Source organism: Paenibacillus sp. FSL F4-0122 (assembly GCF_038002845.1).
GTDB lineage: Bacteria > Bacillota > Bacilli > Paenibacillales > Paenibacillaceae > Paenibacillus_AQ > Paenibacillus_AQ odorifer.
The window spans coordinates 1,769,536-1,791,911 of sequence record NZ_JBBODI010000001.1 but is presented as its reverse complement, the minus strand read 5'-3'; the positions used below and the strand labels follow the sequence as shown (position 1 = coordinate 1,791,911).

The window sequence follows — 22,376 nt, the reverse complement described above, 5'->3', positions numbered from 1 at the left end:
ACGCACTCGGGAAACCGCCTTTTTGTCTTCAGAGCTGGAGATCAGCTTTTGCTAGTTGATAAATTGGAGAGATTTCAATGTCTTCTCCAGCATCGTAACCGCTTCGGCACGAGTTGCTAGCTTCTGTGGAGCAAAGGAACCGTCTGTTGCTCCTTGGATAATTCCCTCAGCAGCGATTTCTGCTACTGCTGCTTGAGACCAAGCAGGAATGCTTGCTGCGTCACTGAATTTAGCCAGTGCCGCAGGATCGGCATTTAAGGTTTTACCTGTGTACTTGATGGCTTTCGCTAATACCGAGGCCATTTCCTGACGAGTGATTGGGCTACCCGGCTTAAAGCTGCCATCGGTATAACCGGAAATCAATCCGGCTTCTGCTGCGGTGCGTATAGCATCAGCATACCAAGCACTTGAGTTTACATCTTTAAATGTGGTCTCACCATTAGCTGTCGCAAGTCCCAGAGAACGCGTAATTAATGCGGCGAACTCAGCACGTGTGATCGACTGTGAAGGAGAGAACGTATCGTTGCTTGTTCCGCTGACAATTAGTTTGGTAGCTAATAGATCAATGGATGATTTAGCCCAGTGTCCGTTAATATCTGCGAACGTTTTGGAAGACTTAACAACGGTGTAGTAGCTGTTGCTGTTCCGTTTAATCGTAACGTCCGTTGTTCCATCTGTTTTAGGAACAAAGATAGCAGGCACGAAGGAGATCTTACCTGAAGCAGGATCGAAGACTACTGCCGTTGCGTTATTTGAATTTAAGACGGCAGGTACATTGATCGTGCGCTTCACGTAAGTGCTGCCGAAATTGTTCAGCGGCACACTCTTAGTTCCGGCTTGCGCTGAAACGCTGAATTCGATTACTGGAGCAGCTAAAGTAGCATTACCTAGCTGTGAGGCTATAGCTTGGTTTGTGCTGCTTAGTGTTCCCGAATTCGCTACTAGAATGGATACCGTAATTGTAAAGTCGCTGGTGCCTAATTGAGCGGCAAGTGCTGCGCTGTTTACAACACGGAGTGGCAAGGAATAAGAAGCACCATCCGTAGTAAAGGTAAGAACTGTGTTAGGTTGTGCTGCTGCTTGTTTTACAAGCACACTGCCTGGAAGCACTACTTGAGCGCCGCCTGTAGTGGCTTTAACCGGAATAACCAGCTCTTGGCTACCCGTTGGCAGTTCAGCAAGTTGTTTGGTTAGATCAGCAGCATCAATTGTTGTTACTTGTGCTGAAGCAATTGGAGCCACAGTTGGAGCAACAGTTGGTGATGGTGTAGCTGTTGGTACTGTTGGAGCCGATGTTGGTACTGAAGTTGGTACTGAAGTTGGTACTGAAGTTGGATCTGGTGTTGGTACTGGTGTTGGGTCTGGTGTCGGAGTTGGATTTGTCTCCGGCAGTGGTGCACCTTTCAGATCAACAATCCGGCCTTCAACGGCGGAAGTGTTCGCAGTGACCGTTCCAACCTTCTGCAGATACTTCGTAAATACATCAAAGTCCGGTAGGTACAGCAGATTGACGCGACCTTCTTTATAGGCCTTTTCAAGTGAAGTATAGAAATCTCCACCCTTCGCTGTGAAAGCATTCGTAGCTACTTCGTAGGATGCGTTCAGATCCAGAGGAACGTATTTATCCCCGTTTTTCACTTCAATACGCAATACACGTTCGTTCACAGGTTTCGTAGAGTCGTAATAGAATTTCAACCCTGCAACGTGTGGGAAACGTCCGTCTGCTGCCGGCGTTTTGGAAACCCCGTTCTCCATAGCATCCTTAATTTCTTGTCCAGTCAAAGTGATCGTAACCAGATCGTTGTTGAATGGAAGTACGCCGAGTACTTCGCCTTGTGTGATCGGTCCTTCGTTGATGGATTCGCGAATACCGCCGCCGTTTTGCAAGGCGATTACGGCATTAGTGCCCGCTTTTTGAGCTGCATAAAGCATGCCATCGGCAATCAGGTTACCAAGATTAGTTTCCTTTGTGCGCACATTATCACGAACGCCGTTTAGAACAACCTCTGAATTTCCTACTACCTCATTGGTTAGTTCTTGAATACCCGGCTTATACTCGGTATCCAGGATCTTTTTAGCTTCAGGATCCTCTGCGATAACGTAGTTAGTACCGTTTTTAGCATCGATGGAGATTAATTGGTCTTTCCAATCGGTCAGTACGCCATCTTTGTTAAATTTAACTTCAAGTTGGCCAAGGAAAAGACCTTTTTCACCAGTTTGTACAATTAGCTTCGGTGCTTTTGGATCGGTGTTATCAACAACGGCTTGATTCAGTTGCGTGTGGCTGTGACCCCCAACGATAATATCAATGCCGTTAACGGCTTTGGCTAGCTTGAGATCTTCTTCATAGCCAAGGTGAGAGAGAACAATGATCTTGTTAACTTTCTCTTTTTCAAGCATAGCGACCGTTGCTTCCGCTTTAGCGAAGGCATTCTCAAAGGTCACTTTACCTGGTGAAGCAATGTTCGCCGTATCTTCTGTCGTCAGACCCATGATACCGACCTGTTGGCCGTCTACTTCTTTGATCAGCGCAGGGTAGATGGTTCCAGCATTACCTGACCGGCCGATTTCATTGGTGAACATTTTACTAAGAATATCATCCGCTGAGAAGTTCACATTGGAGGAGACAAATGGGAACTTTGCGTTGCCGATGAATTTGGACAGTACATCTGAATCTTTATCAAACTCATGATTACCGAAAGTCATAGCATCATATTTAACCAGATTCATAAAGGCCAGATCTGCTTGACCCAGATACTTATTGAAGTAAAGCGTTCCGGAGAACACATCACCTGCGTCTACAAGAATAGGATTCTCTGTAGTCGCCTTGGCATCTTTGATTGCTGTTACACGGCGCAAGATGTTGTTTGGTGAGCTGACAGTATCTAATCCTGCATGTGTATCATTGGTGTGCAGAATGGTTAGTGGGAAGTCTTCAGCAGTATTAAAATCAATCTGTGCCAAAACCGCATCATGATCGGATACCCGACCGTTCGATGGTGAGAAGTCGGCATTTAGATGAACGACATCTACTTTAGAAGAAGCCGTTAGATTTTTACTGACAAGAATATGATCTAGCACTTGAGAGTTTCCGTCATAGGTGTACGTATACTGCTCATTTAAAGGCAATGTATCGATCAAATTATCTAGTTCTGTACCTTTTAAGAGGGTTGCAGTTTTAGTAAATTGGAAATCATTCAAATCGCCAAGAGCTACGATGTTGGCTTTAGGATTTGCAGTCAGAACCTCTTTGACAAATCCGTTTACGACCGCCGCGATTTTATGGCGTTGTGTTTCACTGGACAATACAGGGGGCTGAACATTTCCGAAAGGACCGGTATCGCCGCCTTTTGAATTGAAATGGTTAGCGATCACAATTACTGTCTCGCCACCGAATACGAACTGTGCAGCAAGGGGTTTACGTGAACTTGTAAAGGCAGAGTTTGTTGGATCAATTCGTCCTGGATTGTAGGTCAATTGATCTGCCGCTGCGTTATATCCAACGGATTGTATAGCTGTACCTTTTTGTCCGCTCACACTGTCCGCAAGCTGTACTCTTGCTGGATTGTACAGGAATCCTACGCGAATGTTTCCGCCTGGGGCACCGCCATCCATATTGTTCTCCGGAGCGATATCTGTGTATTTATATACAGGACCGCCAGCGGTTTCAATAGCCTTAATCAATTCGGCTGCACTTGCTTCAGTGATACCATTATTGGCTTCACCATTGCTGTCCTGCATTTCGACAACGCCGATAATGTCAGGTTTTTTCATATTGTTTGTGATGGAGTCGGCTAGTTTCTGGATTTTTGTTGCTCCGACACCCGGGTAGAAGTTTTCAATGTTGTACGATGCGATCAACAACTTACTATCATTGACTTCAAGAGTAGTTGTTTCTTGCTTAAAGGTACTTGGAGTGATGGCTGGAAGCTTACCGTTTTCCGGAATCACTTTGAAGTTACCGTTGTTGTATCCGATGACGCCAGTTACATCTCCCGCGAACTTATCTCCGGTGATGACTTCTTGACCCGGATTTCCGTAAGCAATGATGAGGCGCTGAGGATTGTATTGGTTGTATTCTTTGAGAACTAATCCACCAGCTGGTGTGATGACATCAGGTGTTTCATTTTCTACTCTTGTAGGGATGTTATACAGCATGGAATTTCCGCTACCACTTGTCCAGTAAGGACTGATAATCGTAGGGGTAGGGAGCTTGACGAGCATACCTTCTAACGATTCGTAGAAATCAATTGCATCTTCATTAGGCTCAAAATCAGCCATGCCGTCATTGTCAATTATGGAAGACGGAATGGCTCTCCCGCCTTTACCAAGTACGACAGGCTCTGGCACAGTATAACTTGAAGAGGAGTCTACTTTTATTGAAGTCATAGTAATTTGAGTAGAGGTTAAATTACTTGCGTTACCTTCGTTGTATTCGGAAACAGCTCCACTAACTTGGACTAAATCTCCAATTTGAGGCTTAAGGGATGAATTAGTGCTGTATACAAAAATACCTTCCGAAGTGTTTACATTATCGTCTGGCTGAGGGTCTTGCATAAAGAAACCTCTATAAGCGCCAGTGGCGAAGGTGTACCCATATTGGGTAACGATGCCTTCTACATCGGAAACGTTCTGACCTGTATACTCAGAAGTATGAGATTCTCCTTGAATATCATGTATACGAGGGAGTTCAGATGCTTTATATGCAAAGGTATAAACCTTACTTGTCTTGCCATCTGCTACGACAATTGCATGGATGGTAAGATCTTGATTAACTGTAATCGGATCTGAATAAAGCTTACTTGCTGTTGTTGGTTCAGTTCCGTTGGTCGTGTAGTAAATCTGTGCTCCAAGAGTAGGGCTGGATAGGGTCACAGAACTTTCTTTGATGATGCGACCTGCGCCAGGGCTGGCCATAACGGAAAAAGTTTCTTCCACCAAAGCATTTTCATTAAGTGGAATGAATTGATAAGTCGTACTATATTGCTCGATAACCCCAGTGATATTGTCAAAGGTTTTACCCTTAACTAGTTTAGGCAGGGTTGAAAAAATTGTGAATTGTTGTCCACCTTGGCTAGCAGTCACCGTGCTGCCATTTACATTGTCTATGGTCACATTATTCATAGTTACCAGCTGAGCTTCGTGGCTTTCGCCGTTCGCGGCAGACAAGTCGGTTGCTGTAATCAATTTTGGTGCAGGCACCCCAACATTTTGTGCAGCTACATTGTATTGAAGTCCACTTTGGAATTTGATTTCTTGCAGGTTGCTGTAGATATCCATTGTGCCGCTTACTTCAACACGATCTCCAACGTTTGCGAACTCTGGGAAACCATAAAGTACGATCCCGCCGGATTCATCCTGAATATACATTTTTGCTGCATTAATGTGAGTTACGATACCTTCTGTTAAAATATTCTGACCTTTACTAGCAAGGCGTGCTGTTGCAACATCTGTTTTGGCCAGAATGGTGTAGTCAAAAGTCGATATAGGGCTGTCTGGCATATTTGGTTCTGAAGCATACGCTTTAATCGTAGTGTCCTCAGTTAAGGTAATAGGCCCTGTGTAAGGTTGGAAATTAGTTGAACCACCTGATCCATAAACAGCTGCATAGACGGATGCTCCAACCGTTGGAGAATTCAAAGATATTTCTGTACCAGCCGGCCAGGCATTAGGGGCTGGTAAAGCTACTGCGGAACTAGCAGTTTCCGGTAATTCAGGTAACGTACCGTAGGTGCTGTTCCGTGGACTTGGTGCTTGGACAACAAAATCCGTAGAGTTGTTATCCGTATCTAGACCGCGGCTGTCAGCCGGTGCACCAGCCGCAGCTTTACGGATAGCGGCTGTCGTATTGGAGAGAGCAGCGGTCGCACTTCCCTCGACATTTGTAGCTGTTCCGTAGCCAACTAAATCAATTGTTGTACCTGATTTATCAACGAGGTCGACTTTGCCGTTTGTACCACTCATAGCAAGGATTCCCTTGCTAACATCAGGAGTAGGCAAGTCGGTAGTTCCTCCCGTTCCAGCGGCCTCCTCAATAAGGAAGTATCCATTTGCCGGGATGGTTCCATTTAAGTCTGTTCCGCTACTAAAGGTTCCGGCCGCTGAGGTATAGCGAACTTTCCATCCAGTCAAATCTACTGGATGATTTGTAGGATTGTATAATTCAATAAAATCATTTTTAAGTTCCGCTCCGCCGTTTCCACCACCACCATAGACCTGCGAGATAACAATATTGCTATTATCCGGTGCTGCCTCGGCAGTCTGGACAGCTGGTAACACACTGCCGGCAACCATTAACATTGCCAGTCCAGTAGCGAACCATTTCCTTACTCTTGAAGAAATAATCATTTGGATAAGTCATTCTCCCCTCGAATCTTTTATTTACAACCTATTAAATCTTAGCATTCAAATGTAAAATGAAAGGTTGTCTTTCATGAATATAAATTAAAGTTTGCATCAATTAAATCTAAAAATTGAAATGTTGTGATTTTAGTATAAAAACAGGGCATAAATACAATATTAATTATAAATTTAGTATTTTTATGGTTAATAGATCACCGATATTTTAATTTTATGTTATATATATTGTTGAATTTATTATGGAGTGAGACAAATTTATTCTAGAGTTTTGTTAATTTTTACATAGGGAAAACAATAGAGATTAGAATTATATAGAATGTATCGGAACAAAAATAATGCCCCTCCAGCTTCTTATCGAGAAGTGGAAGGGCATTATTAATTTTAAATCTACTTGGACAACACATCACTGCTGGTGCGGAAGCTCAAGCCGTTCAATTCCATCCATATATTTACGCAGTGCCTGCGGAATGTAAATGGATCCATCCTCCAGTTGATGATTCTCCAGCAGCGGAATTAGGATCCTTGGTGTAGCCACTGCGGTGTTGTTTAGGGTGTGGCAGTATTGCAGCTTACCGTCGGCATCCCGGTAACGAATGCCCGAACGACGAGCTTGGAAATCGAGCAGGTTGGAAGCCGAGTGTGTCTCTCCGTATGCATCTCTGCTTGGCATCCAAGTCTCGATGTCATACTGCTTATGTGTCTTCAGGGACATATCTCCTGTGCAGACAGACATGATCCGATAGGGAAGTTCCAAGAGCTGTAGAATATGCTCTGCATTCGCAAGAATCTCCTGCAGCATGCCCTCTGATACGCCCTCATCATTCCGACATAAGATAACTTGTTCAATTTTTGAGAATTGATGAACACGGTACAGGCCACGCACGTCTCGTCCCGCAGATCCTACCTCACGGCGGAAGCAGGCCGACATTCCGGCGAGTCGCATTGGCGAATCCAGTTCGACAATCTCATCGCTATACAGCGAGACAAGCGACACCTCCGATGTGCCTACCAGCCAGCGATTGTCTCCGTTTAGCTCATAGGTCTGATCCATCCCGCCGGGGAAGAAGCCCGTACGTTCCAGCGCTTCCGGACGGACAATCACGGGAACATCCATCACCGTGAACCCGCGGGCAGTTAGTACATCAATGGCCAGCCGCTGTACAGCGAGATGTAACAACAACCCTGCACCCTTCAGCACATAGCTGCGTGGGCCGCCTGCTTTGACACCACGGGGGATATCGATGATATTGTGGAGCTCGCCTAGCTCTACATGATCACGCGGTTTAAAGCCGAATTCCGGCAACGTTCCGGTTCGTCGCAGTTCTACATTATCTTTATCATCATGGCCAATCGGTGTATCCTGAGATACAGGGTTTGGTGCGAGCAGCATGAGTTCTCCACAGCGCCGGTCTGCCTCAGTTAGTTCTACCTCATAGAGATTCAGGCGGTTGTTCAGTTCTCTTACTTGTTCTTTAACTGCTTCTCCTGCCACGCTGTCACCCTGTCGTAAAAGTCGTTCAACCTCTTTGGTCAGCCCGTTACGCTGGGCTCTCAACTGTTCCGTATCTTGGCGCAATTCGCGCCGTTTCTCATCCCATTCCAGCAGTTCATCCAGTGGGAAGTCGACTCTTTTCCAAGCCGTAATGTTTCTTACAAGTTCCTGATTGTCTTTGATCCAGTTCATATCCAGCATACCGTTTCGCTCCTTTTTGGTTAAAAAAACGCAAAAAACGCCCTCATCCATGGGACGAGGAGCGTCAGCTCGCGGTGCCACCCAGGTTGATCGAATCTCCTTAACTGCAGGAACAATCCGACCCTCTTTGGTCTTCGCGATAACGGGCGAAACCCGGTGAACTTAGGGAGTTGTTGTAGACTCCGGTCGCAGACGCCTCACGGTTGGATGCCGATCATTGGCCTGATTGTTGGATTTAATATTGTTGCTTAGTATAACGTAAGAGTGGGAGGAGCGCAAGTGGTTATGGTTTGACAAAAATATCAATTCTACGTTAGGATTAGTATTAATTTAAAGTAATTTTGTCGGGATAATAAATAAAGCAGTGTGAGCTGCTTAAGTGGGATGGAAGAGGTGGAAAAGTGGCTAAAATTGTTGTGATTAACGGAACGCCTTCCCTGGTATCGCGTATCAATGCAGCTATAGAATATGCGGAGGCCAGCTTAACCAATCAGGGCTTCGAGGTTGAGCGTATTAACGTAGCAGAACTACCAGCGGAGGATTTGATTCACACTAAGTTTGAAAGTGAGTCTATCGTCAAAGCCAATGGCCTTGTAGCGGAAGCTGATGCGGTAATTGTGGTTAGCCCGGTTTATAAAGCTTCTTATACAGGCGTGTTGAAGACCTTTTTAGATCTGGTTCCACAAAAGGGATTGGCCGGAAAAGTTGTACTCCCGCTGTTCATGGGCGGCAGTCTTGCACATCTGCTCACAATTGATTACGCATTGAAACCTGTGTTGTCTGTACTGGGCGCGCGTTACATTCTTGGCGGCGTCTATGCCGTGGATTCTCAAGTGGTTCGTAATGATCACGGAGTGGTAGAGCTTGCTGAGGAGCTGAAGCTGCGCCTGAACGATGCATTAGATGAGCTTGCAGAAGAAACTACACATCGTGTGGAACGCAAGGCATAAGACTAAGTAGCAAGCCTTCTGTGCTTAGTGCTAATAACAAACGTATAAGCGTCTCTTTCATCCCTGATACCAGGGGAGAGGGGCGCTTTTTGCATTATATAAGCTATAGCAAAAAGGCCATCTCACTAAGAAAATAGAGAATGGCCTCTTTTTTTATATAGGGATCGTTATATATCCGGTCTTACAAATCGTCGAATCCGTTATCGTCGCCAACCTTACCATAGTTGCGGGATTTGGCTTCGAAGAAGTCAGTTTTGGTAGCATTAAGCGCATCATCGGAGAAAGGTTTGATCCAAGGCATACAGTTAACGTCAACACCTTGATAAGCTTTTTCCATACCCATCAAAGTCAGACGTTTGTTCGCTGTATATTTGATGTAGTCGCTAAGCTCGTTAAGATCAATACCACGCACGTTAGTAAGTGTGTAATAAGCCCAGTTGGTTTCGAGCTCTACCGCGCGGTCGATGGTACGGTATACGTAATCCATGTTTTCTTTGGTGTTCAGCTCAGGGAAGTCTACAAGCAGCTGCTTAAATACTTCTGCGAAGAAGTAGCAGTGCTGATTCTCGTCACGTTGAATATAAGAGATCATTTGGCTAGTCGCCATCATCTTCTGGTCACGGGCCAGATTGTAGAAGAAGGCGAAAGTGCTGTAGAAGAAAATTCCTTCCAAGATGAGATCTGCTACCAGCGCATGGAAAAAGGTCTGTCTCGTAGGGTTATCACGGAACTCTTGATAAATATCAGAGATAAACTGATTACGTTCCAGCAGGACAGGATCTTTTTTCCAATATTCAAAAATTTCCTTCTGCTCACTCTCCGACACGATAGAGGATAGAACATAGGAATAGGATTGGTTATGCACCACTTCTTGCTGCCCGATAATAGCGGAGATAGCTTCCAAAGAGGAATCGGTGAAATAACGCTTCACGTCGCTCACGAACATCGTCTGCATCGAATCCAGCACAGCGAGTAGGGAGATATTAATCTTAAATACGCGTTGTTCCTCGGCATCCAGCATCGGGAATTGTTGCGCATCCTTGGACATTGGAATTTCATCCGCGATCCAGTGATTAAGCAGCAGTACCTTATACAGCTTGTACATATGAGGCATGCGAATATCGTTCCAGTTCAGAATACCTGAGCATTCACCGTCGATAATGCGTGTGGATTGGTTAGGTGCTTCAGTATTAAAAATCTTTTGTAATTGCATTTCTTATCCCTCCATTTTTTGCGCTGGTAATCTTTCTTGGTGTCTTGTTCATAGAAAGACGGTGATGGAGTAACGGAGAGGAAGTTTGGAGCTGTAGGAGCGTCAGCGTTCGCCTGAGAGCTTTCCGTAGGAAAGCTCTCATCGAAAGCATATGCTGTCATCGGATGTCATCCGCTAATAGCGGTAAAGATCAAGACCTCTGATGACAACAGCGGCCGGAAGCCCAAACATTCCTCGCAGTTACGAAATTCATCATCGTTTTTCTATTCAGGGCACTAAGATAATTAGCTAGCGCAAGATTCACACTCTTCTATAGTCAAAGCACGGCTACGCACATAATAAGTTGATTTCAAGCCGCCCTTCCAGGCATTCAGATGCAGTTCCAGGAACTCGGTAGCCTTGATGTCAGGACGGACATACAGGTTGAAGCTTTGGCCTTGATCGACGTGACGCTGGCGAGCAGAAGCCATGCGGATCGACCAGTTTTGGTCAATCGTAAATGCTGTCTTATAGTACCAGATCGTTTTGTCGGACAGATCCGGTGCTGGGTTAGCGATCTTATAAGTTGTTTTTTCTTCATAGGAAAGCAGTTCATACAGCGGATCAATGCTGGCGGTGGAGCCGGCGATAATCGATGTAGATCCATTCGGCGCAATGGCGAACATCCAAGCGTTACGCACGCCGTCCTTAGCTACTTCTTCTTGCAGCTCACGCCATTGCTCAGTCGTTACATATTTACCTTCTTGCTCACCGCTAACATACCCGCGGGAAGTGAAGTATGCGCCAGTCTCCCAATCGGATCCAGCAAATTTCGGATAACGGCCTTTTTCACGGGCAAGCTCCATGCTCGAACGAACCAACAGGTAGTTGATATGTTCATATAAATGATTGTTATATTCTACGGCTTCATCGGATTCCCAACGAATGCCCTTGAGTGCCAATAGGTGATGCAGGCCGAATGTGCCGAGACCTACTGCGCGGTACTGGCTGTTCGTGTATTGTGCCTGCAGAACTTCAATATTATTAATGTCGATTACGTTATCAAGCATACGAACTTGGATCGGAACAAGTCTTTCTAATACGCCAGCTGGAATCGCCCGTGCTAAGTGAATCGAATTCAGGTTGCAGACTACGAAGTCGCCAGGGATTTTGGAAATAACGATACGGGTCTGGCCATCTTTAGTTACTAATTCTTCTTGCTCAATAACTGTTGCAGACTGATTCTGCATAATTTCTGTACACAGGTTGGAGGAGAAAACCATACCTTGATGACGGTTTGGGTTAGTCCGGTTCACGGTATCGCGGTAGAACATGTACGGTGTACCTGTTTCTAGCTGTGATTTCATAATCCGTTTCATGATGTCGATCGCAGGAACAGTGATCCGGGATAATTCCAGGTTCGCTGTAGCTTCAGCATATTTTTCACGGAAAGTACCTTTGCCAAGCTCTTCATCGTAGAAATCTTCCAATCCTAGTGGACGGCCATTTTTATCTGTCCAGCCCATGACCTTTTTCACTTCATGAGGGCAGAAGAGGTTCCAATGGCTGCGCGATTCTACAGCTTCCATGAACAGGTCAGGTAGGGAGACGCCATGGAACACGTCATGTGCACGCATGCGCTCGTCACCGTTGTTCAGCTTAAGATCGAGGAAAGCGAGAATATCTTTATGGAATACATCAAGATAAACAGCTACAGCACCTTTACGTGTGCCCAACTGGTCTACGCTGACTGCTGTATTGTTCAACTGGCGAATCCAAGGGATTACGCCGGAGCTTGTGTTCTTGTGGCCACGGATATCCGAACCACGTGCTCGTACTTTTCCAAGGTAAACGCCGATGCCGCCACCCATTTTGCTTAGACGTGCTACGTCTGTATTGGAGTCAAAGATACCCTCTAGGGAATCGTCTACAGTATCAATAAAGCAGCTGGATAGCTGTCCAGCGACCTTTTTGCCGGCATTGGACATTGTAGGTGTAGCAGCAGTCATATAGATGTTGCTCATAGCCCAATAAGCTTCTTTTACAAGCTCAAGACGTTTCTCAGCTGGCTCACGGTGCATCAGGTACATAGCAATAATCATATAACGTTCTTGTGGAAGCTCCATTACACGGCCGTCAAAATCATGCGCCAAATAACGGTCGGATAGCGTAAGCAGACCGATATAGTCAAACAAAAGGTCGCGTGTATAATCGATACACCCGCCTAGTTCGATAATTTGTTCTTTGGTGTAATGACTTAGAAGTTCTTCGCGATAGATTCCTTTTTTCACGAGATCCGTAATTAGTGGATACAATTCACCGTAAGGCTCTTCTGGATAAGCTTTGTAGCGGCGATGAACGGCAGCTTTTTTATAAAGGGTAGTCAGAAGGGCGCGGGCAGCTGCGAACTTCCAGTTAGGCTCTTCTTTTGTTACAAGCTCTAGAGCGCTCATGGTGAAGGCATTGCTGATTTCTTCTCCGCTTACCGAGTCACGACGCAGTTTGGAATTCACTCCACGCAGCAAAGTTTCTTTATTTAGTTGATCGAGACCTTCCAGAATACGGTCAGCGTAGACGGAGAGACGGTTCTCATCAAAAGCCAGTTGGCGATTATCCGGTTTTACTACGAATTGCGGCATAGTTAGTTCATCCCTTCTTATTTCAAATTAATTTTCAATATCAAAAATTGATATATTATAGCGCAGCAGGCTGCCACAGAAAGACCTCCGAGCCGTTCATGCTGGCCGGAATGTCGATAATGCGTTGGTTGGAGCTTCCCCGGTAGAGAAGCGTAGTATCTTTCAGTTCTTCTACAAATCTTCCATCTATTAACACCTGACACTGTTTAAGTAGATTCCACTCCGGTGTACCGGGAAGGGCTGTAAGTTCTTCGTACGTATAACCACTGTAAATCCAGATTGAGAACCCTGGCAGTACAGTGCGAAGCTCATGAATGAACCCCAGCAACTCTTCTGCTGAGAAAAAAGGATCGCCGCCTGCCAGTGTCAGACCATCCAGCAAAGGGTTAGCGGCGATTTCTGCAATGATTTCATGTTGTCGTTCTAAGGTGAAGACTTCTCCATATTTAAAGTTCCATGTCTCGGGATTAAAACATCCCGGGCAACGATGGCGGCAGCCGCTGAGAAAGAGGACGGCCCGCATGCCCTCTCCCTCGTTAATCGACTCCGGATAGTAACCGCAAATATTCATAGATGCTTAACGCGATCCCGTACTTCAGCTTGTTTGGCGGCATTAAAGCGGGTCTGATAGTCGCCGGTTAAATAACCTGTAACTCTGCGCAAACGGCGGATGTGCACGTCATTCTCATGTGCGTTGCAGGAAGGGCAGTTTGTCCCAATTACGCCTTCGTATCCACAGCTGGAGCAGCGGTCAATCGGATGGTTAATGCTGAAATAACTGACCTGTTGTTCGAGCGCATATTTAATGATTTTGATAAAAGCCGATGGGTTGTTGCGGGCATTGCCGTTTAATTCGACATAAGAAATAGCCCCGGCATTGCAGTATTCATGGAAAGGAGCTTCCAAGCTGATCTTCTGAGCAGCACCCAGATCGAAGTATACAGGGATGTGAAAAGAGTTCGTATAATATTCACGGTCGGTTACGCCCGGAATGGAACCCAGTACCTTGCGGTCAACTTTGGTGAATTTACCGGACAAACCTTCTGCTGGAGTTGCGAACAGGGTGATGTTAAGATCCAGTTCCTCACTTTTCCGATCGCAATAGTCCCGCATATGACGCACGATAGCCAGCGCCTTGGCATGAACTTCCATATCCTCGCCATGGTGTTTGCCGTACATAGCTTTCATACATTCCGCCATACCGATGAAGCCAAGAGACAGACTGCCATGCTTCAGCAGATCGCCTACAGTGTCATCAGGTGCAAGATGCTCGCCGCCTTCCCAGACGCCTTCTCGCATCATGAAATCGGAAGCTTTAGCTTTTTGTGCGGTTTGGATGTGGAAGCGATGAAGAAGTCCTTCCAGCGCAATATCCATGTAATGATTTAGATCTTCATAGAAGCCAGCTTCGTCTGCGATGGTACGTCTGCCTGTTACTGTGCCGTGTGCCAGACCTAGCCGAACCAGATTCAGTGTATTAAAGGAAAGGTTGCCCTTCCCAGAGCAATGATTACGCCCAAAACGGTCACCGAGCACTCGGGTTCGGCAGCCCATTGTAGCGAACTCCGTATCAGGATCACTTGGATCATAATACTGCAAGTTGAGCGGAGCGTCCAGATTAGCGAAGTTTGGATATAGTCTGCGCGCAGAACATTCAGCCGCTTTTAGGAACAGTTCATAGTTAGGATCGCCTTGCTGTTGATTGATTCCTTGCTTGCATTTGAAGATTTGAATCGGGAACACTGGTGTTTCTCCGCTGCCAAGTCCGTTCATAGTTGCGGTTAGCAGAGAACTGATCACAAGCTGACCTTCTGGTGAAGTACAAGTACCGTAGTTGATGCTGGTAAACGGTATTTGTCCACCGGATCGGCTGGACATGGTATTCAGATTATGTACCATACTTTCAGCCGCTTGCAGGGTTTCGATTTCGGTTTCCTTTAGTGCAAAACGGAACGCTCTTGGATATAACTCCGCCAGATCGGTCCGGCTCATCGTAATCTCGCCCAAAGATTCGTCAGCTTGTCCTTCTTCAAAATAATCCAGACCCTTGCGGAACAGCTTGGCGAAGGATTTGGTTACATAAGGTGCCAGATCGTAATCGAGTTTATTGGCGGATACACCACCATATTGAGCATTTTGCTGGGATTGGAAAATAATCGCTACCAGAGACATAGCTGTCATTATTGAGTTCGGAGGACGAACGCTGCCGTTGCCGGTATTGAAACCTTCACGGAGAAGTTTATCAAACGGGATAAAAATACAGTTCGTCGTTCCAATCGCGTATTGATCCAGATCATGCACATAGACGACATTGTCATCAATAGCCTGCACTAGCTGTGGCGGCATCGTAAAATTGCGGGCGTACCATTTTGAATATTCACTGCCGAACTTGCTCATTTTACCGGAGAAACTCTCTCCATTCAAATTGGCATTCTCGCGCAATAGGTCCATATCCCGACTGTCGATAATATCCCGGCCTAAATCAATGAGCTCTTCTAAAAGAACTTCCCGTGCATTTTCTACTCCATTAAATTGTCTCTCCAACAACGTCATTGTACAGCTCTCCTCTCAGTATAAAAGAAAAACATCTATCATCAAATCCATATATCCATAAGAAGTTGGACTGCTATAAGCAGTCGTATATTTGTTCAGATTACATAAAAAAAGCATCCCCTACCCGAGGATGGCAGAAAATGCCCGATGCGTTATGTAAATATCCACACGGATATTTGCAGAGGTCTCTACGTAGATGACCGCATGCGGACACCATCCCTGTTCCTCGCAGGCATCAATAGTTGGTGTCGTCGAAACAGGTAGGTCTCCTGGCTTCCGTGGGATCTCTCGGCGCCTTCCCAAGGGTGTTCCTAACCCTCAGTGGCATTTGCCGGGAGATGTGGATTCTCAAGCTTCCCAGAAGCTTAAGAAGGCCATCCGGTTACAGTGGCGGGACCGCAGCGGATTCTCACCGCGCTTCCCTATTAAGCTCTAAATCCGGTTAAGGATCAAAGCGCCTGTCTCCACTATATTTTGTTGTCGTTAGATAAAAATAACCCAAGATGTTGTGTTTGTAAACAGTTTTTTAGAAAACCCGCGCGGGGAGCGGGTTCTTTAAAAGTACTCCACAAATGATCCACAGGCTGTCCATAAGTAATCCACAATTGATCCACAGGGAGATGCGAAATGATTCATAAATTGTCCGAAAAGATGCCACAAAGAGTCCATAAATATAGTGCAGATGACCCTAGAATTTGCTCATGAGAAAATACTCTTAGCCCAAAGTCATATTTTGGAGTAATCAGAAGAAATAGAAGAGATAAGGGAGGATAATCTTGCTTAGTTTGTGACAGAGCGGTGGAATTGTTACAATGGAAGGAGACAGCTACTATAAAATTTCGAGGAGGTATTCTCATGCCTATTGCTGAAGTTACAGTTATTCCAATTGGAACAGGCAGCACCAGTCTTAGCAGCTATGTTGCGGATATGCAGCGGGTGCTGAAGACAGTAGAAGGGATTACTTATGAACTTACGTCCATGGGGACGATCATCGAAGGGCCTCTGCAACGCATTTTTGCTGCGGTAGAAGCTTTGCATGAGTCTCCTTTTGACGCAGGTGCAGAACGTGTCTCTACCTCACTTAAAATAGACGACCGCCGCGATAAACCCTCTACTAGCCGTGGAAAGTTAGAGTCTGTGGAGCGTAAGCTACAGGTGGATTAGCAGTTTAGAAGGGCGGAAAACAGGGAGAAATAGGCTTGCGTTTCTGGCTGGAAGTTGTATAATATTTTTTGTTTGACAGAAAAACAGCGTTAAGCTGGTGTAGCTCAGGGGTAGAGCAACGCACTCGTAATGCGTAGGCCGGGGGTTCAATTCCCTTCACCAGCATATCTAAGAATGGCGCAATGGCGCGGTTTTCCGGGATTCCGGGACCGTGCCATTTTTCATTAAATCCCCTGGCTTCTAACATTCTTCTAAAAGATAAGACATGGCGAAATCGCTAATGAAAACGGTATGACTAGTGGTCACTGTCGAGCAGATGGAAGGCGTGTCGCAAGCTGACAGCAATCAGAATGAAGGATAGTGGAGGAGGAGCAGCATAAGCTGCTTTTTTCTTGCGGGGGCAGATCGGTTAGATGGTAATTACTATAAAAATAAAAAAGACACCACAAGGTGTCTTAGTACAGATACTTTTCGCTCGAATTTCACGAGCTCGTCAGTGAACTGAGTTCATAAGCAAGACTGGCTACGGCTAACAGATGAAGAGATAAAGTAATATCAATGTTAAAATGTGCAGTAATATTAATTTTCATAGATAACCACGCTCCTAAAGTATAAATACACATAAAGAAAACTTTATAAAGCGTTTGGCCTGCCATCATCAGTGCCAGGTAGCCATCCTGTACAGACGCCTTAGCGTTTCGACAGTAACATTATACTTAATATTTTGTGTTTTGCAAACCAAAGCCCCCTTAAGACTGAAATAATGAGCAATGTGACAATTATGTCATTCTGAATTGAATATTGTTAGGTTAATCGATGGGGAAGTTTACGTGTCTCCCTTATACTGGAAATTAAATGATTTTATTTCCGAAAGGGGACAATCCACTGATGACTGACGTAATTAAAGCAATAATACTTGGCATAATAGAGGGCTTAACTGAATTTTTACCAGTATCATCTACTGGACACCTTATTTTAGCAGGCGATTTGCTTAGCTTTGAGGGAGATGCTGCAATAACTTTTAAAATTGTTATTCAGTTGGGTGCAGTGATGGCAGTTCTAATTCTTTATTGGAAAAGGTATTTGGAAATTGGGCTTAATATGATTAGAATGGATTTTTCCAAAAGCAAAGGATTAAATGTCATTCATATGATTTTGGCTATGTTACCAGCATTAATCCTATATCTTCTCTTCAAGGACACAATAAAAAGCCAATTATTTGGCCCAACCCCTGTTTTGATCGGTCTAGTTGTTGGTGGCGTGTTGATGATCATTGCAGCGCGAAATAGGCGGACTGAAACCGCTGATACTATCGATGGGATTAATTATAAACAGGCTTTCGGAATTGGTCTGTTCCAATGCTTGGCGTTATGGCCGGGATTTTCGAGATCAGGTTCGACAATTTCAGGTGGCCTGTTGCTTGGCACTAGCCAAAAAGCCGCCGCAGATTTTACATTCCTTATTTCCGTGCCAGTTATGTTTGGTGCAAGCTTGTTGGATTTGTACGATAGTCGTGATTTGCTGAGTTCTGACGATTTACTTCTAATGTTAATTGGCTTTGCGACATCCTTTCTTGTGGCAATGATTGCAGTAGTGACGTTCATCAAACTGATTAAGCGACTTCGATTGGAGTGGTTTGCTCTATACCGGTTTGTTTTAGCAGCTCTCTTCTATTTAATTGTCATACAGTAATTGGATTAATCAATATGAACATCATGGGAAAGAAGCTTTTAAAAAGGGCTATACATCATATCCTGTACAGATTAAACTAGAGGTTCAAAACAAGGGGAAATCACCAAACAAGACAAAGCTCAAGTAGTCTATGAACTAAGGAATGAATTTTCGGTGAAAGCACTTCTACAGCTAGCCATTATCCCTCGTTTGTTTCTTCTACCATTAATATCACAAAGTGATTTTACAAGTGTTTGGGAATATGAAAAACCCCACCAGTTTAAGGTGGGGCTTTTGCTTACCAAGTATTATAGTTCGATTGATACTTAACTTGTTTATTCTCATAGCTCTCATTGGGGTAATCACGTCTGACAGACTGCAAGTAGCCTGAAATTGCAAATGCTGCAATAAGCCCTCCTATAATTCCTGTGATTAAGCTGAATGTTGAAAATCCGAATGTGGCAACTACTCCAATGGAAGACAATGCTACAAGCAATAGACTCAATATTTTCATCTTTATACACACCTCCATTTTGTATATGTAGTAATTTGAAAATTAAGATTGATACGTTACTATATTTGATCGGTTTCGATAAAAATAATAATATTTCAGCAAATCTTTAGACGGGCTTCATACTTATTTAAGCTAAGAGGATTATAGTAATCACATAACCCCCTTATAAAATAGATCTAGACCCTGCCGAAAGTGGTGGGGTCACTTTTTTGCACAGAGTGCATTTATAAATATGGATTTCTCCTTAAATCTACACAAAGAAGCGCCGCCCCTTTTGGAGACGTCGCTTCTTTATAGTAGATTCTATTCTTTTTGCTCAATTCTTGATTTTGGTGATTTTTTTGGCGGTAACTTGTGCAGGGAATGAATCATCACTTACTTCAAAAAATACTTTAATCTCATCGCCTTTTTTATATTTAGAAGGTGCAACTTTATTTACCCAAATGGCTTGAGAGTACTCATTAGATTCGAGCACCTCCTTGTATTCCTTGTTCAAGTCTTCTTCTTTTAATTCGGAAATTACTAAAATTCTTTTATTTTCTACATCTATTGTATGTACAATTCCTTTCAAAACTTCATCATTCTTACTACAGGCGGTGACTAATAACAAAAAAAAAATAAGAGTCCATTTAATAGTAGTACGTGGTTTTTGAATCATGGACCTTCCCCTCTAGTGGTTACGACATTAGTTTAAAATCGGTTGCACAGGCATAGCGTTTAGTACATTACCAATATAAGAATAAACAGCAGCATATCCATTATGACGACCTTTATTGATTCCCCTCGCACGCGGCAGGAACAATGTATCCTGAAATGCTTCCTGATGGTTTAGCCAAAAAACCACCATGATTAAACTAATTCGTACTTATAGTCATGTGCAAATTCTTTGAATGTAATGGGTCTTTTACCAAGTAATATTTGTAAATCGGGCGTGATTTTTTTGGCTAATCCAATTTTTGCAGTGAAGTAAATTCCAATCATAACAGTCACAAATTCTTTTTGAATTCCTTTTGTTAACATTTTATCTCTAAACTGAAGAACTGATGGATTAACATATTTGATTGTTTCTCCTAGCTCTTCAGATAAAATTTCAGCTACTTCATAGTAATCTAGCGCTTCAGTTCCCGTTAACGAGTAACCTTTATTTTCATGACCATTCTCAGTTAGGATTCTAGCGGTTACAGTACCGATATCACGAACATCGATAAAGCTAGTCTTGCCTTTTCCTGCGGGTACATAGATCTCCTTTTCTTTACGTAGCTCTTCCCCATGTTGAGAAATTAAGTTTTGCATGAAGAAACTTGGGCGTAAAAAAGTATATGGAATTCCTGATTTTTTAATGATTTTTTCAATTTTATGGTGTGGAACAATTGGGTTTTTCTCTACGCCCAATAGAGATAGAAACACAATGTGTTCAACTCCGACTTCCTTTGCGATATCTATGAGGGGTTGGAAATATTTTTTTGCGTCAGCTATATGAGGAGGGCGCAGTAAAAATAATTTTTTCACTCCTGTTAACGCTGGACGAAAAGAATCAGCATTTTCAAAATCAAAATAAACATACTCACTGTCTTTTCGATGGGAGGCAATTTTAAAAGGTGTTTCACTTTTCCTTAGTTCGTTAACCACTTCACGTCCTACATTACCGGTTGCCCCTGTGATTAGAATCATAAGTCTCACTTCCCTAACTAATATTTAAATAGATCGTTTTAAGCACGTTCATAAACGTGGACATTTCTTGTTCAGAAATATTTTTAAGTGCGTTATCCATGATTTCGTCACTAAGAACTTCTATTTGACTCTTAATTATCATTCCCGAATCTGTAATAAATACAAGATTTGATCGTTTATCATTTGGATTATCTCTAATGTCCAGAAGTCCTTTTGCTTTAAGTCGCTCGAGTATACCCGTTATTGTAGGGCGATCCGAGTAAGTTCGCTCTGCAATCATAGCTGGAGTTGTTCCTTCTAAATGAATAGATATATCTTTTAATACTGCCCATTGAGGAGCTGTTACATTATAAAGTGAAAGTTTTTTTGTTAAGCTTTTTTTCATTTCAAGACTTACTCTTATTAATAACTGTCCTGGGTTGTCCATAAATTAATTCCCCTCTTTAAATAGTTTGCACACTAACTACTTGATTAGTATACAAACTATATTCTCCTTTATCAATTTTAATTATTTTATTTGTTTAAATTGTGGGGAGTTACAGGTGAATGTCAATAATATTGATATTTAGAACTTTTGTTTGTATATAATAAAAATGAATGTTCTTATTTTTAGAGGCGATCAATCATGGAAATGAGTATTGACCAAACGGTTGGGATTATTTATCAAGTCTAGGAGAGCAAGATTACACAACGCGAGATCGAGATCCGTGACATCCGTGACAAACGTCCAACATAAACAAAGGGGATAGATATCATGCGGTGTATAACAATACGGCAGCCTTGGGCGACCTTAATTGCTCTTGGTGAAAAAGAGTTTGAAACTCGTTCATGGAGAACAGCCTACCGCGGCGAGTTAGGCATTCATGCCGGAATGAGGATTGACAAAAAGATTTGTGAACAGGAACCGTACAAATCAGTATTGGCGAAACATGGCTATACAGCAAATAATTTGCCGACAGGAGCTATTATTGCTACAGGTCAGCTCGCGGGATGTTATGTGGTTACTCCAGAGGTGGATTTAAGGGAATGGATCAATGGGAACGAATATGATTTTGGCGACTATAGCGAAGGACAGTTTGCCTGGAAGCTTGAAGGGGTTCATCCATTAAGCCATCCAATTCCAGCTAAAGGTCGGCTAAGCTTGTGGGAGCACTCTAATCACTTCTGAACAGCGAATGATATTTTTAATGTAATTTTTATGTGCCTATCAGCTTTTTTTCAGGTTCGAGGTATATATTGAAGACACCAAACACCCCCCAGTGTTTTGTGGTATATCTCTCTCAGGTCTTGCCAACTCCCATGGTAAGGCCTATTTTTTTGTTCGCTAATTGATGGGGGGAGAGTAGAGCGGCTTCTATACAGCTTTATTTAATTTGAAACTGTTCTTCGTAACTCTTAAAAGAGGAAATATCCAGCCCTAGGTATCTGCGCATATGGATGGCAGCCTGAGCCGCAACAATGTCATTCAACAGCAGCATTCGTTCGTGATAGCCACGACATATATACTTGGCTTCAATTCCCGTATTAAGTCTGTTTTGCTCATACACCTTGATTCCCCGTCTTCTCATTTCTGCACGAACATCCCTTAGATCTGTTGTAGCTACTGCAGCAGCTGTTCCAAGCACCTCCAGATAAGGGGCGGGTGTTCGTAAGTGTGTAGATAAAATGGCGGAGTCCCGTTCGAAAGCTGATAAAATCATCGGAAGCAATAAATAAGATTTCACCAGCATGTTGTCCCTGCTTTCTGCTCTATGCATGAATCTCATCACCTCTAATAGGAACGTATATTCGTATTCTACCCCGATATTCCAAAAATAATCAATGGTATTTCTAAACAGCTTATCCAATGTGATTAAATTCACAACTAAATAACGAAGAATAAATTATATTAAAATTGTAATAATAAAAATTAATGTATCGGACGTACATAAAGGAGAATTATGATGGAAAAAGAGGGCAGCCTCCAGCG

Annotated in this window: 15 protein-coding genes, 1 tRNA gene and 1 riboswitch; of the genes, 5 read left to right on the top strand and 11 right to left on the bottom strand. The window is 43.7% G+C overall.

The features are described 5' to 3' along the window. Positions 1-51: 51 nt before the first annotated feature. On the bottom strand, positions 52-6,348 hold the full coding sequence (locus MHH49_RS07560) for a 5'-nucleotidase C-terminal domain-containing protein (RefSeq protein ID WP_341138072.1): 6,297 nt from the start codon (positions 6,346-6,348) through the stop codon (positions 52-54). A gap of 415 nt (positions 6,349-6,763) precedes the next feature. Beyond that, the gene (gene serS / locus MHH49_RS07555; RefSeq protein ID WP_341138071.1) at positions 6,764-8,053 is read right to left on the bottom strand and encodes a serine--tRNA ligase; all 1,290 of its coding nucleotides are present in this window, start codon (positions 8,051-8,053) and stop codon (positions 6,764-6,766) included. Between the two features lie 401 nt (positions 8,054-8,454). Here serS and ssuE point away from each other — a divergent pair, with 401 nt between their 5' ends. Next, positions 8,455-9,003 (top strand): NADPH-dependent FMN reductase, encoded by a 549-nt coding sequence (ssuE, locus tag MHH49_RS07550; protein WP_036682586.1) that lies wholly within the window; start codon positions 8,455-8,457, stop codon positions 9,001-9,003. A gap of 181 nt (positions 9,004-9,184) precedes the next feature. Here the strand turns inward: ssuE and MHH49_RS07545 are convergent, their stop codons facing one another. From MHH49_RS07545 to MHH49_RS07530, 4 genes are all read right to left on the bottom strand, one after another. Then, complete coding sequence (locus tag MHH49_RS07545; protein ID WP_036682584.1) at positions 9,185-10,216, bottom strand: ribonucleotide-diphosphate reductase subunit beta; 1,032 nt, start codon at positions 10,214-10,216, stop codon at positions 9,185-9,187. A 284-nt stretch (positions 10,217-10,500) separates the two neighbouring features. Beyond that, complete coding sequence (locus MHH49_RS07540; RefSeq protein WP_076142084.1) at positions 10,501-12,834, bottom strand: ribonucleoside-diphosphate reductase subunit alpha; 2,334 nt, start codon at positions 12,832-12,834, stop codon at positions 10,501-10,503. A gap of 55 nt (positions 12,835-12,889) precedes the next feature. Beyond that, complete coding sequence (gene nrdG, locus MHH49_RS07535; RefSeq protein WP_076124537.1) at positions 12,890-13,405, bottom strand: anaerobic ribonucleoside-triphosphate reductase activating protein; 516 nt, start codon at positions 13,403-13,405, stop codon at positions 12,890-12,892. Next, positions 13,402-15,387: an anaerobic ribonucleoside triphosphate reductase gene (locus tag MHH49_RS07530; protein WP_036682578.1), complete on the bottom strand. Its 1,986-nt coding sequence runs from the start codon at positions 15,385-15,387 to the stop codon at positions 13,402-13,404. The genes nrdG and MHH49_RS07530 overlap by 4 nt, the downstream gene beginning before the upstream one ends. A 242-nt stretch (positions 15,388-15,629) precedes the next feature. Further along, a riboswitch (cobalamin riboswitch) is annotated at positions 15,630-15,864 on the bottom strand. A gap of 378 nt (positions 15,865-16,242) precedes the next feature. Here MHH49_RS07530 and MHH49_RS07525 point away from each other — a divergent pair. The 3 genes from MHH49_RS07525 (at position 16,243) to MHH49_RS07515 (ending at position 18,243) form a co-directional block, all read left to right on the top strand. After that, on the top strand, positions 16,243-16,551 hold the full coding sequence (locus tag MHH49_RS07525; protein WP_339281612.1) for an MTH1187 family thiamine-binding protein: 309 nt from the start codon (positions 16,243-16,245) through the stop codon (positions 16,549-16,551). 93 nt (positions 16,552-16,644) lie between these two features. Then, positions 16,645-16,716: transfer RNA gene (locus MHH49_RS07520), tRNA-Thr, on the top strand. Between the two features lie 723 nt (positions 16,717-17,439). Then, a complete protein-coding gene (locus MHH49_RS07515) occupies positions 17,440-18,243 on the top strand; it encodes an undecaprenyl-diphosphate phosphatase (RefSeq protein WP_036682573.1) in 804 nt (267 codons plus the stop codon). A gap of 277 nt (positions 18,244-18,520) precedes the next feature. Here the strand turns inward: MHH49_RS07515 and MHH49_RS07510 are convergent, their stop codons facing one another. The 4 genes from MHH49_RS07510 to MHH49_RS07495 form a co-directional block, all read right to left on the bottom strand. Beyond that, complete coding sequence (locus MHH49_RS07510) at positions 18,521-18,736, bottom strand: hypothetical protein (RefSeq protein ID WP_038568499.1); 216 nt, start codon at positions 18,734-18,736, stop codon at positions 18,521-18,523. A gap of 316 nt (positions 18,737-19,052) precedes the next feature. Continuing rightward, entirely contained in the window at positions 19,053-19,394 is a 342-nt protein-coding gene (locus tag MHH49_RS07505) for a DUF3221 domain-containing protein (RefSeq protein WP_038568500.1), read from the bottom strand. Positions 19,395-19,585: 191 nt separating this feature from the next. Continuing rightward, a complete protein-coding gene (locus MHH49_RS07500; RefSeq protein ID WP_036682566.1) occupies positions 19,586-20,407 on the bottom strand; it encodes an SDR family oxidoreductase in 822 nt (273 codons plus the stop codon). 13 nt (positions 20,408-20,420) lie between these two features. Next, complete coding sequence (locus tag MHH49_RS07495; RefSeq protein ID WP_341138070.1) at positions 20,421-20,834, bottom strand: MarR family winged helix-turn-helix transcriptional regulator; 414 nt, start codon at positions 20,832-20,834, stop codon at positions 20,421-20,423. 327 nt (positions 20,835-21,161) lie between these two features. Between MHH49_RS07495 and MHH49_RS07490 the strand changes: the two genes are divergently transcribed. Next, positions 21,162-21,575 carry an ASCH domain-containing protein gene (locus MHH49_RS07490; protein ID WP_341138069.1) on the top strand — a complete coding sequence of 138 codons (414 nt, stop codon included), beginning with the start codon at positions 21,162-21,164 and terminating at the stop codon, positions 21,573-21,575. A gap of 196 nt (positions 21,576-21,771) precedes the next feature. Here MHH49_RS07490 and MHH49_RS07485 read toward each other — a convergent pair whose 3' ends face one another. Continuing rightward, positions 21,772-22,164, bottom strand: coding sequence for a hypothetical protein (locus tag MHH49_RS07485; RefSeq protein WP_081386753.1), 393 nt, complete (start codon positions 22,162-22,164; stop codon positions 21,772-21,774). Positions 22,165-22,376 lie beyond the last annotated feature (212 nt).